We start from the raw sequence: 16,175 nt of genomic DNA on the forward strand, positions 1-16,175 counted from the left end.
AACCACCCGTCACGCGCTTATACAAACAAACCAAATCCCCTAAAATTCGACAATCAAGGTAAAAATCTAAACGAACTATGCAAATTAAATAGGAAATATGATACAATTAATAGTTAGAGACTACATATAAACAGGGTGGAAGGGGAAGCGGCAGCGATGTTTTCGAAAGATATAGGGATTGACCTGGGAACAGCCAACTTATTGATTCATGTGAAGGGGAAAGGGATCGTTATTAACGAACCAGCGATTGTAGCCATTGAGAAACAGTCGAAAAAAGTATTGGCTGTCGGAGATGAGGCGTACCAGATGGTCGGACGGACGCCGGGGAACATCGTCGTCGTACGTCCAATGAAAGATGGGGTCATTGCAGATTTTGACGTGACAGAAGCAATGCTGACACATTTCATCAATAAATTAAACGTCAAAGGCTTCTTGTCCAAGCCGCGTATTTTAATTTGCTGCCCAACTAATATTACAAGTGTCGAACAAAAAGCCATTCGGCAAGCAGCAGAAAAAGCGGGCGGCAAGCAAGTGTTCTTAGAAGAAGAGCCAAAAGTCGCAGCGATCGGAGCGGGTATGGATATCTTCCAGCCAACAGGTAATATGGTCATCGATATTGGCGGGGGCACAACAGATGTCGCGGTTCTTTCGATGGGCGATATCGTGACATCGGAATCTATCAATGTCGCGGGCGATCAATTCGATCACGACATTATCCAGCACATTAAAAAACAACATAAATTACTGATCGGTGACCGAACTGCCGAACAAGTGAAAAAAGAAGTAGGTACCGTGTTTCTCAGCAAAGCGAAATCGAGCACAATCGATATCCGCGGTCGTGACATGGTGTCGGGATTACCGAGAACGTTGACAGTCACATCTGAAGAAATCAATCAAGCGCTTCATGAATCGGTGAGTATGATCGTGCAGGCAGCCAAAAACGTACTAGAAAAGACACCACCTGAACTTTCCGCGGACATTATCGATCTCGGCGTATTCTTGACAGGCGGGGGCGCGATGCTGCATGGTATTGACTTATTGCTTGCAGAAGAGCTAAAAGTGCCTGTATTTGTTTCTGAACATCCTTTAAATTGTGTCGCAATTGGGACGGGTGTCCTGCTTGAAACGATCGGAAAGTCACCAGCACGCACGCGTTGAAGCGGCATGGAGTGAAAAAATAGTGTATAATAAAAAGATCGTTTCATTTAGGTTAGACTGAATGAATTTAGGTACGGAAAGAAAAGGAGTGAAATAAAATGTTTCGTGGCTTTTACACAGTAGGATCGGGCATGATCGCCCAGCAGCGTCGGACGGAAATGTTGGCGAATAATATGGCTAACGCCAATACACCTGGCTACAAAGCGGAGCAGTCGACAATTCGGGCATTTCCCGAAATGTTCATGTCTCGTCTCGATGCGGCACGTGTGCCGACGGAAAAAGGTTTGAGTTTCAAAGGACTGAACCCGGTCGGAGGACTGTCGACAGGTGTCTATATGCAGGAGACCTTGCCTTTGTTTGCCCAAGGACAGCTAAGGGAAACGGAATTGAAGACAGATGTGGCACTGATTGACGGACCGATGGATGTCAATGAAGAGACAGGTGTAGCGGGTACGGTGTTCTTTACGTTGGAAGGCGAAAATGGCGATCAATACTACACACGAAACGGTAATTTCACCGTCAATGCGGAAGGCTACTTAACGAACCCATCCGGACTTTATGTACTAGATGCGACAGGCAATCGAATCGAACTGCCGAATGACGACATTCGCATCACGGAAGAAGGCTTCATATTCACCGGCGATACGCAAGCTGCAACACTGGGAATCGCATATGCTGCAGAACCGGATACTTTGTCGAAGCGAGATAACGGCCTGTTCACCACTGCGGATGGACAACCTCTTCCGATGGGCGGCACATACTCGATACAGCAAGGTTTCATTGAAGGCTCTAACGTCGACGCAGGCCGTACGATGACGGAAATGCTGACGGCCTATCGAGCATTCGAAGCCAATCAAAAAATTCTGCAAGCCTACGACCGCAGTATGGAAAAAGCGGTCAATGAAGTCGGGCGCGTGAACTAATGACCACCGAATATAGATGCCCCAAGCAAGAGAGGAGTCACCTTTAATGATTCGCACAATGACAACAGCTGTCAATACGATGAACCAGCTACAGCATCGCCTGGATTTAATCGGCAATAACTTGGCCAACACGGCGACACATGGCTATAAATCATCCGATGCCAAATTTCAAGAACTGCTTTTTCAGCAAATGAACAATGACAAAGCAGACCGGGCAGATCGACGTTCGGAAGACGGAATCCGCATCGGCAGCGGTGCAATGCTCGGAAGTATACAAATGAACTGGAAGGTTGGATCCATTCAAGTGACGGACCGTCAGCTGGACTTTGCCTTGACGGAACCAAAGCAATATTTTAATTTGATTCAACCGACTGAAGGCGGAGAAGAAATCATTTATTCGCGTAAAGGGAACTTTTATGTCTCGCCGATGGATAATGGACAAAACATGCTGGTCAACGAAGAAGGACTTCCAGTAGCGGATAGCGCAGGCCGTCCGATCGTCTTTTCCGGTCAAGCAACGAATTACAATGTCCATCCGAATGGCTTGCTCGAAATAACCCAACCAGGCGGCAACCAGACATTCGAACTTGGTGTGACAGTACTTGAAAAGCCGGATTCCATGGTGCGGCTGTCTGCCACAAACTTCGGATTACCTGCAGACATGGCGGGACTTGGACTCGAAGCTAACGATTTACTGACAGAAATGACAGGAGCAGCACGCAGTCAGATCGGCTTGCAGAACCGTGCACTCGAGGCATCCAACGTCAACTATGAAAAAGAAATGACAGATTTGATTGCGACGCAGCGTGCCTATCAATTCAACGCGCGTTCTGTAACGCTGGCCGATCAAATGCTAGGTCTTATCAATGGCATCCGCTAAGCGTGCACTAGGAGTACTGACTATGACAGATGAAAAACAGACAACTGAAAAGCAGCTACCTCAGCTAAGTGAATCCACCAAGCAGGCATCTGAAGCCAATCCACCTGTCGTACGCAAAGAGCGACACAAAAAACTGACAGAATCAGACGCCAACTTTTGGACACGGATCAAAGCCAAATGGCCACGCAAAGATCAAAGCGAACAACCGGAAACTCCAGTCGGCGAACTAAAATGGGTACGAGTCCGCATGTTTCCGATCTGGCTGCGCCTACTGATTCTACTCGTTTCAATAGCCATAGCCGCCATCTTGGGCGCAATCATCGGCTTCAGCGTCGTAGGAGACGGCTCAGCAGGCGATGTCTTCCAAAAAGAAACCTGGAAACATATTTTTGATATCATGAATGGGAAATGAATTTCGGATATAGGCACCGAATATTCGTTACAAGATATCTAGGAATTGGAGCGGAAAGCTTCCGCCCGCAGCGTAAATCCCGGCGCCAGTACATCTAATTTGATCCCGATACGAATAAAAATATAGCTGACGAGACATACTCGAACAAAGGAGAATTTTCCAATGCTAACAGCCCAACAAATTCAAGAAATCATCCCGCATCGCTATCCATTTTTATTGGTCGATCGCATTGAAGAAATAGAAGAAGGAAAACGTGCCGTCGGATTGAAAAACGTCACGATCAACGAAGAATTCTTCAAAGGCCACTTCCCAGGCTATCCAGTCATGCCCGGCGTACTCATCGTTGAAGCACTTGCGCAAGTCGGCGCAGTAGCCCTTCTAAAACAAGAAGAGAACAAAGGACGCCTTGCATTCTTCGCAGGCATTGACAACTGCCGATTCAAGCGCCAAGTCACACCAGGTGACACACTGCGCTTGGAAGTCGAGATCGTTCGCTTTCGCGGATCAATTGGCAAAGGAAAAGCAATTGCAACTGTCGGTGGCGAAGTGGCGTGTGAAACGGAAATCACATTCGCACTAGGTCCTGTACAAGAACGTTAATTACAGTTTGCACGGAAGTGAAAATTTGATACAATGAACATTGGATTGCCGGCGACGGCATACAGTGGGAGGTTACAAAAGAGCATGTTTAAAAAGCTTTCTCCAAATATAAAAAGCAGTATTACCCGTTCCATTTCGCAATCATTCGAGCAATATATGAGCGATATCGGTTGGACGGAAGATCAATACGACATAGAACAATTTTACGCAAATTGGCGGGAATACATTACAACTAAAGCACTTTGGTATGAAAAAATTCCTGATGAGATCAAAGCAGATCCACAATTTCATAAGGAACTGGCACAACGAGTGGAGGAAGTTTTAATCCGAATCCTCAACGAGCCGCCTTCTGAAGAGCAGATCGCTCAAATCGAAATCTTGCAAGAACAGCTGAACACTCATTATGAATATGGCTGTAAAGCAGAAGCTCTGTACGTCCAAAATTTATTGGAAGCAAGAGCGGAGCAGCGTAAATAATTGAATGAATAGTTCCCTTCTTTTCGCACAAGCTAACAAAGATCGTACCACCATGTATGATTGACAGCTTGTAAAAAAAGGAGGGAACTTTTTTATGATCAAAAAAGCATTGCCTGTAGTCTTCGCTTCCGCACTCGTCCTAACGGCATGTAATACGAACAACGGCGCTCTTCCAGACAATAATGAAACACCGATGCAAGACGTGGAACGAGACAACCGTACGCCGAATGGCAACGAGCGCATGGGACCGAACCTTGATGGTCTCGATGACAACAATCGTGACAATGGCGGCGTCATGAACCGCGACCGTGAAGGCTCCATGGAGAACAACAACAATGACCTTCTGGAAGATAATCTTAACCGAGAAGAAGGTCTCCTTGATGGGGAAGATGGTCTCCTGGACGGGGAAAACGGCAACCGTGGTGCGCGTGACGACAACACCATCCAAGGGAACACGAACGGCAACGACACAGCTCCTGACGGCGTTATTCGCGATAAAGATCGTAAAGATTACAACCGATAATACGCCAGCTGTCAAAAACGGCTCCCGCTAATGGCAGGAGCCGTTTTTATGTGCTTATAACATATTATTCCTTTGCCTTCCTCGCTCATAAACTTGTCTTTGTCGCTCATACCAACGCCTTCCGCGCTCATAAAGTCGCCCCCGCCGCTCATACCTCCGCTATCCACGCTCATAAAGCCTTCATGTGCGCTCATAACCATACTCCCTGCGCTCATACATACACAAAAAACCGCCACAACCAAGTGACGGCTCACAACATTCAATCTTCCGGCGGTATCTGATCGCGCCTCAACTTCGGCCGATCCCACATTCCTGTCTCAAACTGCTCCAGCAGCTCATCACCTTCAAAACCTTCTTCCAGTAATTCCTCCAGCAAATGCTCGGCATACTTCGAACGAGCGCGCTTCAGACGGCCCTTCATCAACACTGAGATCCGGTCACCGATCTGCCTCCAATCCTCTACCGCGACAATGAAAGATGCAGGCTCATTTCCCGGATACGAAATAACCACGCGAGCCGTCAGCACCTTTTTCTCGACCTTCCATTGCTCCATTATGTCTTTATATTTTTCATCAATAAACAGTTCCAGCACCCACAGACGATGACTGTTTTCCTGGTTGATGATAATTCCATCATATAAAGGAAATGGAAGCACTCCATCGTCCTGTACTACCTCCACGGACAGCATTTTAAACGTTTTCATTCGACTCACCTCGGTACAATTTCCCTCAGTATAGCATAAAAACTTCAGAACACTCGAAAATTCAATAATGCCTAAAACCAAATCAGCTTAAAACTTGACCGCTCCGCCAAACCTCTCAAAAATGGCTAAATGAAAACTGAAAAACGATCTCATAAACAATCTCAAAATTCATTTTTGCTACTTTGCTAGAAGTACTCCATCTGTCATACGATAGGGGCAATCCAATGAAGGGAGGGACAAACTTTGAACCAAGTGGCTTTAGTAGGGCGTATCACCAAAGACCTCGTGCTCAAGGAACACACATCAGGACGAGTCAATACGACATTCTTCCTCGCCATTAACCGCAGTTTTAAAAACGCCAGCGGAGAAGTCTTGACGGATTTTGTTTTATGTTCCGTTTGGGGAAGGACCGCCGAGAATCTCGTCCGTCACTGCGGCAAAGGTTCACTCGTAGGCGTCAGTGGCAGTATCCAGACCCGTAATTATGAACGTGAAGATCGGACCAAAGTCTATGTAACCGAAGTGGTCTGCGATGACATCCGTTTTCTATCAAGATCATCGAAGGCGAGCACAGCAGAAAAGAAAACGCCTTCAACTGCAGAGCCCGCACGTTTCGAAACCACTGCAAGCGATTCGGCACTACCTATTTTCTAATACTCACTAAACAATCTCAAGAAAGGGGGAGATGTAGAGGCATAAACGCCGCCATACCGGACACTTTTCGCTAATGATCAATTCTTGAAGAGAAGATGGGGAAATACACAATTGAAGAGCAATACGAGAAAAGAGAAAAATGGAGAGACACTACAAGCATATTCGCCAGTATTAAGAAAGTCCGGATGAAGGGGAGGGGACCCCTGATATCCAAGAAAATATTCAGCAAAGGGACTGAATACAATTTACGCCAAATCATCCGCCGCTCAACAGTTTGGAGACCACTTCCAAAACAGAGCTGGCGGAATACATATCATTCGAACGACAGAAAGGAGGTGGACATGAATGCCAGCGCACCACCAAACAGCAGCCAAGCAAAAAGCCCAGTCATTCACAACCGAACTGCCTATCTCCAAAAAGAAATACCAGGACGACATCCAGCGCCTCGAAAACCAGGTAGGCCAACTCATCCGCATCATCGCCAATTTGAACGAACGCCTGAACTACTTGGAAACAACTCGATCCAACCCCTTTTTCCTACCCGCCGATCGAAAATAAAACCTCAGAAAAGACCTGTATCCACATACGATACAGGTCTTTTGGAGGCACAACTAGTTGGGAGCGAAACATTGTCGTGACCGAACCAATCTTGTTCTGAACCGAACCAAACACCGCTCGCCCCGCACCAATCCTGGTCCGGACCGAACCAAACGCCGTTCGAACCGCACCATTCTCGAGCCACTCCGAACTAAACCGCCCTCTGAAAAGCCATCCCCAACTCAATTAAACGTCAAAAGATCCTCCAACTCCCGATCATTCAACTCCGTCAGCCACTGACTCGAATGAATTAAATCGGCAGACAAAGCGGCTTTCTCCACAAGCATCTGATCAATCTTCTCCTCAATCGTTCCGACCGTCACGAATTTATGCACATGCACAAACTTGGTCTGACCGATCCGGTAAGCACGGTCCGTCGCCTGATTCTCGACAGCCGGGTTCCACCAACGATCCGCATGCAGCACGTGATTCGCCTGCGTCAAGTTCAATCCGGTACCACCGGCCTTCAGCGACAGAATGAAAACTGGGAACTCGCCGTTCTGGAACGCGTCCACCAATGCATCCCGCTGGCCTTTCGGCATACTGCCCGTCAAGAACGGCACATCGATTCCGTGCAGTTCTGACAAACACTGACGCAGCATTTGACCCATGCCGATATACTGCGTAAAGATCAAACATTGCTCGCCGTTCGCCGCGATTTCCGCTGCCATCGAGACGATCCGCGCCATTTTATTCGAACGCTTCGTCAATTCGGCTGCCGGAGCTTGCGGCTCTTTCAAGAACAGCGCTGGATGATTACACAGCTGCTTCAGTCGGCTGAGCATCTTCAAAATCAAGCCTTTGCGCTCAAAGCCAGTTAACGTCTCAAGCTTGAACTTCGTCTCATCCACAAAGCTCTCGTATAGCGCCGCCTGTTCCGTTGTGAGTGGAACATACTCATTTTGTTCCAACTTCTCCGGCAAATTCAAGCGCAACTCCGGATCATTCTTTGTCCGTCGCATCATGAACGGTTGAATGCGGGCGCGCAATTTCCGCTTCTCCGCCTCCAAGTCATCCCGCTCAATCGGCACGATGAATTCATCGCTGAACTTACGGAAGCTGCCTAAATATCCTTTGTGAATGAAATCAAAAATGGCCCACAGCTCGGACAGACGATTCTCGATCGGCGTCCCTGTCAACGCGATATGATGAAGCCCATGCAATCTGCGAATCGCACGCGACTGCTTCGTCTGCAAGTTCTTGATGTTTTGCGCTTCATCGATCGTCACGCTGGCGAATGTAAACGCTGAAAGCATCTCGCCGTCCTGCGTGGCAGTACCGTACGTCGTCAAAATAATATCGGCTTCACGGTTTGCGATAATCGACTCGAACTGCTCATCCCGAGACCGATTCGCACCGTAATGAACGTGTACCCGCAAAGAAGGCGCAAATCGCTCCAATTCCTTCTGCCAGTTGCCCATGACGCTCGTCGGACAAATGATCAAGGAGGGCGAATCCGTCTCGGGCAAATTGTGCACATACAATAAGTACGTAATGAGCTGAACTGTTTTCCCAAGCCCCATATCATCCGCCAAAACTGCACCGAAATGGTTATCACGCATGAAATGAAGCCACTCGAAACCTTCCTGCTGATATGGACGCAGCTCCGCCTGCAATGCTCCCGGCACCGCGACTTCCGGCAGTCCCTTCTTCTCCTGCAACATCGTCATCACTTGGCGCAACGACTGCTGCATCGAAAACGCAACGAGCGGATCATCCTCATCTTCTTCATCAAAAACCGGTGCAATTTCTTCCGGCACTTCATGGAACAGCAAATCCTTCACCGTCCACTCGCCGTCATCCACCTGCTCCATCAACTCCCGAATGCGCTTCAGCCAAGCCGGGTCCAAATGAAACCACTCATCTCCCGCGCGGATGTACTCGCGGTTCTCATCAACCATTCGCTGAAACTGCTCCCGGTCAATATTTTCGCCCGCCAGTGAAAATTGCCAATCAAACGACAGCACCTGATCGAGACTAGCAGACGAACGATACGACTGCATCCCGGCAGAAGTCCGGATTTTCAACTTGGTCTCCGTTACGGACTTCAACCAAGCCGGCAAAATCACTGGATAATCAAACGCCTGGCAAAGCGGCAAATCTTCCTGAATGAACACACGAACTTGTGCATCGTTTAAAAACTCATGAACGAACTGCTCATCTGCCTGCAACTCAACCGAACGAAAAATCCCGATCATCTCCGCTTGGCGCTCTTGAATATCCTTAGCATACGGCTTGCGCTTTGCGGGCAAGGCCTCTTCAATCGAAGCCGACACTTTCCGGACAGCTGGTACCCACTGTGTCCCACGCTCGTTGATCAGCACCGTCTCAAGCAACCATTCTGTTTCATCGATATCAGGCTCCGTCAAGCGCAACGCCACACGAAACGGCAACTTTGTCGTCTCGCCACTCGGCCATCCATATTGCTGGAAGTGGGGAAGCAAGGTCGGAAAATCCGCCATCGACACTCCAAGCGCAGCAAGCTGACCGCGCACCGCAAGCGACACATAGCGCCCAGCTTGCTCAGACAGCCCAGTCTGTCCCATATCAAACGACAATCCTTCTGCTGACGCCTCGATATGTGAAAACAACGCCGGATCCTGCCAAAGTTTCGCGGCCTCACGGATTCCGTCCAAAATCACGTTATCCGCATCTGTTGCTCCTGCGTACTGGACATATGGGTGTCCTGTCGCAGAAAACAATCGAAGCAACTCATCGATCGTCGCTTCTATCCAGCCGTCACGCTGCGGAACGAGCATGCCGTATATGGTCGGTTCATCTGAATAAAACAGATAGGACACAAGCATATCCGCGTCAATCATCTTCGATTCGCCTACGACATTCGCACAGATGAGGAACGCACCGTCCTGTCCTTCTTTTAAAGTTAATTCCAAGGCAAGTTGCAAGATGTTCGAATCGGTCATAGCAGCAAGTTTCCTTTCTCCATTTCTTCCATCAGTGCACGCAGGCGGGGAAATTGCTGGCGGACTGTATTGATGTAACGATTCCAAAATTCATTGCGGCCATCACGTTTGGCGGCTGTCTTCATTTGTTTCCATAAACGTACGGCACGGCGATAACTATCGCGATTCTTCTCTTTTACCAATTTCAGTGCTTCTGCATGCATGAGCGGGAACACCGCTTGCGAATCTTCAGCCAGCGCCGTTTTCAACAGTGAACCATCGATCATGTCGACAGAGCCACGCGTCAAATGCATCAGCGCGGCCCACTCTTCATAGCGACCGCGTTCAAAAAGAAATTGTCCATACGCTCGTCCTGCTTCTGACCCATACGATTGAAATAACTGATCGCGCTGTTCTTCCGACACATCCGAAAGCGCAAGCAACTGATCGATTTCTTCCGCAAAAGACGCACGATTGCGCGATGCCAATTGCTGATAATGTCCCGCAAGATGGGGAAGAAGCTGCAGCATGATCGACTGGACAATATCGAAGTCCTCGTCTTCTTTCGCATAGAGCGCAAACGCCAGCCATTGCGGCACTGCGGTCGGATCCAATGAATTCAATTCCCGATCAAGCTCGTCAAAACGACCCGACGTCAAATAAAGGAATGCACGGAACAACGGTGCATCCGCTGCAGTTTCATTTTCCAACCGCCCGAGCGCTTCCGTGAGTTCTGCTTCATCAGTATAGAGCTCAGTATAGACCAATCGAAACGCTTCAAAACGCTTGGAAAATAACCCTTCCACTTCAACTGCGAATGAATGGATCAAATCCTTCAATTTCGTATGGAAGGCATCCGTCTCGAAAAGCTTGGACTTCGAACTGAGCTGAATGATACTGGCCTTCAATTCGGACATCTGCTCATTGAGCCAAATTGTCAGCTGCCACTTGCCATAGTGATACGAATCATTGGAAGCCAACTCGCCCTTCAAAAAAGGCCAAGCCGCACGTAACACCGTCAACTGATAATATAGAGAAAAGAGCGGCTTCCATTCCCATTCAAAAGGAGAAAGCCGCGTCTTCTGCTGTTCAATTTTGGAAACATAATGCAAAAATCCGGTCGGACCGTCTTTCGGATCCAACTGGGCAAGAGGTTTCACGAGCAACGACAAAGCCGAAAGCCATGCATCCGGCGTACGCTCCGCAATCGAAAGCTGTGCCTGCACATCAGATTGCCGCCAACTATGCAGCCAATCCGAAAGCGAATGAAACTGCGAATACAAATGAAAGACGACTGCAATCTGATGCGCGCACCAGCTGTCGTTCAAGCACGTGCAATACGGCTCCATCGACTGGAAAGACAACCGGGCAAACTCGGACTCCGTACCCGAAATATTGGCCATCAGCGACTGCTCGTTTTCTGTATAGCGATAAGCTCCGATCGCGTTCATTCGAACAAGAGAAGCCGCCTTGCGAACAATTTCCGCTTGTTGCGGCACAGACGGCTGAAATGTATGTTTAATGTGGTTCATGAACTCTTCAATTTCACGTTCGTGCAAATTTGCAATCCGTTCAATCGTCATTTGCATCGAATCAACTCCTTCAGAAAGCATTCCTCCTATTATAACGTTTTTCCCTTCTCTTTGCCACTGCTTGAGAGGGTATCAAGAGATTCCGGGTGAACTTTTATACTAACAACCTTTGATCGACTGCATTCGACAGCAAGAGGGCCAAAATACTTAAAAATTTGCCATTTACCTACTGTTATGAGAATATTGAGACAAATGAGATGTGAAGGGAGGTGGAGGCGATAGAGCAGATGCAATTGATTTTACATATACCTCAATTGCAGTACCATTTAAACAGCTCAGAAACGATACAATTCAATGAATTACCTTTAATCTGAATGGTGGAACAGTGTTCGGAAATAATGACTCATGATGTACGCAGGAAAGTCTACTATTTAAAGGACATGGTATTTTGTGAGATGACATTTCATCAAGTGGAGATTTATTACGCGAACAATCAAATTGTCTTTTCTTACAGTCCGTCGTGTGTGGACGTCGGTGAGAGAATCACCCGCAAACTGACCAAGCACAATATTTCTCATGTACCGGTTCAAAAATCATTTGCTTTAACCTTGAAACGTTAGTAATACGGCAGGAAATCTAAATATGACAGCATTGGATAAATTCTCTTGACATATTGGATGGTTATGGACACATATCATTCACAAAACCCTTCTATTTATGATACATTAATAGTAATCGGAATATTCAAATTAATAATGAAGGGGGAGAAAAACATGCTGCTCATTCAGCGGATCAAGCCTTTTTTTACAAGTAAGGAAGAGTTCCATCTACGCCTTGTATTCGCCTACCAGTATTTCTCGATCATTAAAAACGATGAAGTATACCAGTTTGTTCCGGCAGAAGGTAAGGAGATTATCATCAATATAAGGAGCTTACAAATTGAGAACTTAGGAGAGGTATTCGTCTTTCAACGAGGGCGTCGGTTCATTAGAATCCCACTTTATCAATTATTGCTAGTTTCCGATTTGCATATGCATTTGTCGACTATACTCGAAGGAGTGATGGAAGTGGACGGCCATCTACAAGAAGAAGGTATGCGTGAAGCAGAGGGATTGGTGGAGCAATTGGAGAAAGAAAATTGGGAACGTATGGTAGATTATGCGCTCGAAACGAAAAACCGACTCTTGTTTAAGGAGTTGATGGAAGGACTGCGAATGATTTGACAAATGTCATTTAAAAAACACCTCAGTTGACAGCGCATCTCGCATGCGTCAAAACCGAGGTGTTTTTATGTAGGCTGTAGCGTTGTCGTCCGCATCCTCATAGTGTCAGGAAATGGAGCGCCAATACGAAAATTCCCGATCCGCCTAAACCAAGTGCAAAGTCTTGCCACGTAAACTCAATCGTCTTCTCCAAATTCATCGCTCATCACTCCTTTTTATATTTTCGGGGAACATCTCTTCCTTATTAGTTAATATACCCGCGATATTACCAATTATAACCGATTTTATATATTTTGAAACATTCAGATAAATAAATAGATAGATTGAACTAGCGTTTTTTGAATAAATGAGGCTGAGGGCTAAGGTGTCGCTTGGTCAGAGTGATGAGGAAGGGGGTTACGGTCTGGGATTTGCGCTCCAGACGGTACGCTTTCCGGGGGGCGTGGTCTTGAGCCTCCTCGTTCGCTTTGCTCCTGCGGGGTCTCAAGGCTCACGCTGATCCCCCAGGAGTCGACCGTCTTCCGCTCCAATCCTTAGTTAGCGTGTAGAGACACAACGCAAATTCTCTTTAGTTTATTAAAATCTGAGAAGAAAGCTGATTTTCAGAGTATAAAACTGGCATCTCTCATTTATCTAAGTTTGAGGGCGTTAAGTGATATTAATATCAACAAGCTCATTAGAAATGCTCTATCCCATCAAGCTCTTGAACTCTGGTCATAAATATCAGCATGTGTAATCAATTCATGAGAAATTTACAATGAGCTACGCTTATTATTTTCCAAAAAAAGTAGGGATTGGAGCGGAGGGTGGCGACTCCTGCGGGATTAGCGCGACAGGTGAGACCCTGGACTGAGCGTAGCGAAGGAAGCGGCTCACCGCGCGCCCCGCGGAAAGCGTCCACCCGGAGCGGAAATCCCCGGTCCGCTTTCATTGGATGTTTCACTAGTTCAGAACCACTAAAACCTATATGCCTCTATTAAATTTCACTCTAAAGCAAGACATTCATTGCAAATTCGTCATTTTTTGATAAAGTAAGTAAAGATAGAATCGTATACTATTTGAACGAACAAGTTGGACAAGTTGGAAGTAAAGGAGAAGTACATATGTATTCTACTTACGGTTATTGGCGTTCATTGATATATCCAGACCGGCTCGCTGGCGAACTCGGTCAAGGAACGGTGATGGGATTTAAACGCCGCGTATTTGGTGTATTCATTTTAGGCATCATCCTGTTCATCCTGCGCGACATATGGGGAATGAACACGGAAACGATGACGTATATTTTGGCGAACAGCACAGCCGACGACTACACGATCGGCCGTTACGCCGCATTAATCGGATCAATTCTTTGGTCGCTCGTCTACATGGCATTTCACTTCTGGGGTGTCGCATGGATCCTTAGTAAACTGACGAATATCCAGTTCAAACCATTGCTGAAACTACAACTAGTAGTGGTGGGCTTGCTATTATTAGAGAAAGCGATCAACTTCCTCGTCTTCACAATAGCAGGCAAAACAGCTAGCGTCTCTGTTCTTTCATTCGGACCGCTTGCGATGACGTTTCTTGAAAACTGGTACATTATCTTTTTCGTCAATCAACTGACGATCTTCTCTGCGCTGATCGTAGCGGTGCAATACCGATTCATTCGCTTCTATGAAGGCGAAGAAATCCGCAAAGACGTCATTTGGCTACTGATCGCATTGCAAATCATCTTTGCGTTATTTACAGCAGCAATCGGCTTTGTCCCTGTCGAAAAAATGCTGAATCTATTAATGATAGGGGGACTATAAATGGTGAAGTTACGCAATATCATCGTAACGGTCCTCATGACAGCTTTCATCGCTTTGAACAGCTACCTTGTGTTTTCAGAAAAGAGTGTCATTCCAAAGTCATTTTATGTCAACGGCTATGAGCGGCTGGCGGCGGACGACTACACGAAGGAACTTGATAAGGAAGGGTTCATTGCACCCAAAGACTTGCATACTGTTTACTTGAAAGAAGATCAAACCATTGACTCCTGGCTCGTTCAGGAAGGGGAGAATGTCGACTTCGGCACAGAACTCGCTTCATTGAAGACCGATCACATTGATCAGCAACGCAGCCAACTGAACGCCGAATTATCGGCATTGCAAAACCAAGTCTCCACGATCCGTCAGACCATCAGCGATCTGGAATATGAACAGAAATACAGCAGCGGCTCAATAGGCAACAGCGATGCCTATGACTCGAACGACGATAAGAAAGTCCGAGTGAACATCGATGTTGACGTCGAGGTGATAGGTGAAGGTACCTTCGCGCAAGCTATCGCAGACGCAGAACGTGACCTTGCTCAAGTCCAACGTCAAATCGAAACAATCGAATCAAAAATTGCTGAATTGCCGACTGAGGCCGCTATGACGAGTCCTGTCAACGGTTATATCGTGAAAATCAACCGCGACAGCGCAACGCCATCGATCGATATTTACAGTACCGACCAGACAATCGTCACATATGTATTGCACGACGAATGGCTAAACATTGAACCTGGCAGCTTTGTAACGATCCAGCATGAAGCGATCCGCACACCGTTCGTTCCGAAAGTGGATCCAGATGAAAATCCGAATGAGGATCCAAATCAAGAACCATACCAAGCCCCTACCGAAGATCCTGAGCAAACTCCCGATGAAGGCGGAGTAGGCAGCATCGGGGGAGGCAAAGTGGCAGCAACATCTTCTGACGGCGTGCCGCCAACCGAAGACGTTTATATTGATGAAGATCAATACGACGACCTGGATCACGAAGTCGACGGCAATTCATTCGATGACGTAAACGGTACGGAACAAAACGAATTAGATGATCTAATCGAAAATCCGGACGAGCCTGTCGACAACCCAGACGGCAAGACGGACAACAATGAAGACGAAGACCTTCAACCGGAAGGCGATGTTGAAGAAACACCAGAAGGCACACCTGGGCAGACAAAAGACGAGAAAAAGCTTGCGGAAATTCGTGAGCGCATCCAACCGGACTATCCGGCGGACATCTCCACACTAAGCGGCACCGTCGTTTCTGTATCAAAAGTGCCTGCACAGGATGACAAATGGCTAAAGGCATATAAAGCACTAGGCAACACCCAAAAAGACAATCCGTTGGCCTATTATGAAGTACGCATCGCGCCATATGATGAACAACTGGAACTGCCATTCGGCACCAATGTCAACACGTTCATACAAACAAACGAAGCGAACCAAGCAACGAGCATCAAAACGAATTGGTTGTCGAATAAACACAACGACACAGCCAAAGTCTGGACACTCGACAACAACGGTCGAGCAGTACAAACTATCGTCGAAACACCATTCACTTGGCTCGACCGCGCGATTCTAACAAGCGGAACTGAACCTGGTATGGTCGCATTAAAGAATGATAACTTAGACAGCAACCTAGATAACCAGACTGTTTTCCATCCACTTCCGCTCTATTTACCGGAATGGGACAAGTGGAAAGGTACTCACTGGAAGACCTACACGCGTTACTTGATTAAACATTAAAAAACTGCCCTTGTGGCAGTTTTTTTGTTTGGCTGGCGGGTGAGCACGCTCGTAAAATCC

At 47.1% G+C, this 16,175-nt stretch carries 17 protein-coding genes; 12 read left to right on the top strand and 5 right to left on the bottom strand.

All coding sequences use genetic code 11. The annotated features are described in order from the left end of the window. Window positions 1–156 precede the first annotated feature (156 nt). The 7 genes from MKX97_RS02835 to MKX97_RS02865 all read left to right on the top strand — a co-directional run bounded on the left by MKX97_RS02835 (window position 157) and on the right by MKX97_RS02865 (window position 4,973). Window positions 157–1,158 (top strand): rod shape-determining protein, encoded by a 1,002-nt coding sequence (locus MKX97_RS02835; protein WP_040758497.1) that lies wholly within the window; start codon window positions 157–159, stop codon window positions 1,156–1,158. A gap of 98 nt (window positions 1,159–1,256) precedes the next feature. Further along, on the top strand, window positions 1,257–2,081 hold the full coding sequence (locus MKX97_RS02840; RefSeq protein WP_340758199.1) for a flagellar hook-basal body protein: 825 nt from the start codon (window positions 1,257–1,259) through the stop codon (window positions 2,079–2,081). A 46-nt stretch (window positions 2,082–2,127) separates the two neighbouring features. Then, a complete protein-coding gene (locus MKX97_RS02845; RefSeq protein WP_342536895.1) occupies window positions 2,128–2,961 on the top strand; it encodes a flagellar hook-basal body protein in 834 nt (277 codons plus the stop codon). Window positions 2,962–2,983: 22 nt separating this feature from the next. Beyond that, the gene (locus MKX97_RS02850) at window positions 2,984–3,373 is read left to right on the top strand and encodes a DNA-directed RNA polymerase subunit beta (RefSeq protein ID WP_342536896.1); all 390 of its coding nucleotides are present in this window, start codon (window positions 2,984–2,986) and stop codon (window positions 3,371–3,373) included. A 162-nt stretch (window positions 3,374–3,535) separates the two neighbouring features. Then, on the top strand, window positions 3,536–3,973 hold the full coding sequence (gene fabZ, locus MKX97_RS02855) for a 3-hydroxyacyl-ACP dehydratase FabZ (RefSeq protein WP_078817039.1): 438 nt from the start codon (window positions 3,536–3,538) through the stop codon (window positions 3,971–3,973). 84 nt (window positions 3,974–4,057) lie between these two features. Further along, window positions 4,058–4,450 (top strand): hypothetical protein, encoded by a 393-nt coding sequence (locus MKX97_RS02860; RefSeq protein ID WP_040758490.1) that lies wholly within the window; start codon window positions 4,058–4,060, stop codon window positions 4,448–4,450. Window positions 4,451–4,559: 109 nt separating this feature from the next. Then, the gene (locus tag MKX97_RS02865; RefSeq protein ID WP_139365945.1) at window positions 4,560–4,973 is read left to right on the top strand and encodes a hypothetical protein; all 414 of its coding nucleotides are present in this window, start codon (window positions 4,560–4,562) and stop codon (window positions 4,971–4,973) included. A gap of 11 nt (window positions 4,974–4,984) precedes the next feature. Here MKX97_RS02865 and MKX97_RS02870 read toward each other — a convergent pair whose 3' ends face one another. Next, entirely contained in the window at window positions 4,985–5,167 is a 183-nt protein-coding gene (locus tag MKX97_RS02870; protein WP_342536898.1) for a hypothetical protein, read from the bottom strand. Between the two features lie 65 nt (window positions 5,168–5,232). Further along, window positions 5,233–5,676, bottom strand: coding sequence for a YwpF family protein (locus MKX97_RS02875; RefSeq protein ID WP_342536899.1), 444 nt, complete (start codon window positions 5,674–5,676; stop codon window positions 5,233–5,235). 252 nt (window positions 5,677–5,928) lie between these two features. Here MKX97_RS02875 and ssb point away from each other — a divergent pair, with 252 nt between their 5' ends. Both ssb and MKX97_RS02885 read left to right on the top strand, forming a co-directional pair. Next, window positions 5,929–6,330, top strand: coding sequence for a single-stranded DNA-binding protein (gene ssb, locus MKX97_RS02880; RefSeq protein WP_342537472.1), 402 nt, complete (start codon window positions 5,929–5,931; stop codon window positions 6,328–6,330). 345 nt (window positions 6,331–6,675) lie between these two features. Then, the gene (locus MKX97_RS02885) at window positions 6,676–6,888 is read left to right on the top strand and encodes a hypothetical protein (protein ID WP_078817045.1); all 213 of its coding nucleotides are present in this window, start codon (window positions 6,676–6,678) and stop codon (window positions 6,886–6,888) included. A gap of 4 nt (window positions 6,889–6,892) precedes the next feature. Here MKX97_RS02885 and MKX97_RS02890 read toward each other — a convergent pair whose 3' ends face one another. From MKX97_RS02890 to MKX97_RS02900, 3 genes are read right to left on the bottom strand one after another with little or no spacing between them, the layout of a single operon-like run. After that, complete coding sequence (locus tag MKX97_RS02890) at window positions 6,893–7,072, bottom strand: hypothetical protein (RefSeq protein WP_342536900.1); 180 nt, start codon at window positions 7,070–7,072, stop codon at window positions 6,893–6,895. Between the two features lie 37 nt (window positions 7,073–7,109). Next, on the bottom strand, window positions 7,110–9,851 hold the full coding sequence (locus tag MKX97_RS02895; protein ID WP_342536901.1) for a DEAD/DEAH box helicase: 2,742 nt from the start codon (window positions 9,849–9,851) through the stop codon (window positions 7,110–7,112). Then, window positions 9,848–11,443, bottom strand: coding sequence for a hypothetical protein (locus MKX97_RS02900; protein ID WP_078817048.1), 1,596 nt, complete (start codon window positions 11,441–11,443; stop codon window positions 9,848–9,850). The genes MKX97_RS02895 and MKX97_RS02900 overlap by 4 nt, the downstream gene beginning before the upstream one ends. Window positions 11,444–12,135: 692 nt before the next feature. Here MKX97_RS02900 and MKX97_RS02905 point away from each other — a divergent pair. The 3 genes from MKX97_RS02905 (at window position 12,136) to MKX97_RS02915 (ending at window position 16,115) form a co-directional block, all read left to right on the top strand. Then, window positions 12,136–12,585: a transcriptional regulator gene (locus MKX97_RS02905; protein ID WP_078817050.1), complete on the top strand. Its 450-nt coding sequence runs from the start codon at window positions 12,136–12,138 to the stop codon at window positions 12,583–12,585. Window positions 12,586–13,688: 1,103 nt separating this feature from the next. Further along, window positions 13,689–14,375: a hypothetical protein gene (locus MKX97_RS02910; RefSeq protein WP_342536902.1), complete on the top strand. Its 687-nt coding sequence runs from the start codon at window positions 13,689–13,691 to the stop codon at window positions 14,373–14,375. Next, window positions 14,376–16,115 (top strand): hypothetical protein, encoded by a 1,740-nt coding sequence (locus tag MKX97_RS02915; protein ID WP_342536903.1) that lies wholly within the window; start codon window positions 14,376–14,378, stop codon window positions 16,113–16,115. Window positions 16,116–16,175 lie beyond the last annotated feature (60 nt).

The sequence above is a fragment of the Sporosarcina sp. FSL K6-3508 genome (assembly GCF_038615825.1).
In the GTDB taxonomy this organism is placed as follows: Bacteria; Bacillota; Bacilli; order Bacillales_A; family Planococcaceae; genus Sporosarcina; species Sporosarcina newyorkensis.

Excerpts from the sequence above, each read along its gene's own strand:
- MKX97_RS02835 (WP_040758497.1), top strand. The coding sequence starts at position 157 with ATGTTTTCGAAAGATATAGGGATTGACCTGGGAACAGCCAACTTATTG.
- MKX97_RS02840 (WP_340758199.1), top strand. The coding sequence starts at position 1,257 with ATGTTTCGTGGCTTTTACACAGTAGGATCGGGCATGATCGCCCAGCAG.
- MKX97_RS02845 (WP_342536895.1), top strand. The coding sequence starts at position 2,128 with ATGATTCGCACAATGACAACAGCTGTCAATACGATGAACCAGCTACAG.
- MKX97_RS02850 (WP_342536896.1), top strand. The coding sequence starts at position 2,984 with ATGACAGATGAAAAACAGACAACTGAAAAGCAGCTACCTCAGCTAAGT.
- fabZ (WP_078817039.1), top strand. The coding sequence starts at position 3,536 with ATGCTAACAGCCCAACAAATTCAAGAAATCATCCCGCATCGCTATCCA.
- MKX97_RS02860 (WP_040758490.1), top strand. The coding sequence starts at position 4,058 with ATGTTTAAAAAGCTTTCTCCAAATATAAAAAGCAGTATTACCCGTTCC.
- MKX97_RS02870 (WP_342536898.1), bottom strand. The coding sequence starts at position 5,167 with ATGAGCGCACATGAAGGCTTTATGAGCGTGGATAGCGGAGGTATGAGC.
- MKX97_RS02875 (WP_342536899.1), bottom strand. The coding sequence starts at position 5,676 with ATGAAAACGTTTAAAATGCTGTCCGTGGAGGTAGTACAGGACGATGGA.
- MKX97_RS02885 (WP_078817045.1), top strand. The coding sequence starts at position 6,676 with ATGCCAGCGCACCACCAAACAGCAGCCAAGCAAAAAGCCCAGTCATTC.
- MKX97_RS02895 (WP_342536901.1), bottom strand. The coding sequence starts at position 9,851 with ATGACCGATTCGAACATCTTGCAACTTGCCTTGGAATTAACTTTAAAA.
- MKX97_RS02900 (WP_078817048.1), bottom strand. The coding sequence starts at position 11,443 with ATGCTTTCTGAAGGAGTTGATTCGATGCAAATGACGATTGAACGGATT.
- MKX97_RS02905 (WP_078817050.1), top strand. The coding sequence starts at position 12,136 with ATGCTGCTCATTCAGCGGATCAAGCCTTTTTTTACAAGTAAGGAAGAG.
- MKX97_RS02910 (WP_342536902.1), top strand. The coding sequence starts at position 13,689 with ATGTATTCTACTTACGGTTATTGGCGTTCATTGATATATCCAGACCGG.
- MKX97_RS02915 (WP_342536903.1), top strand. The coding sequence starts at position 14,376 with ATGGTGAAGTTACGCAATATCATCGTAACGGTCCTCATGACAGCTTTC.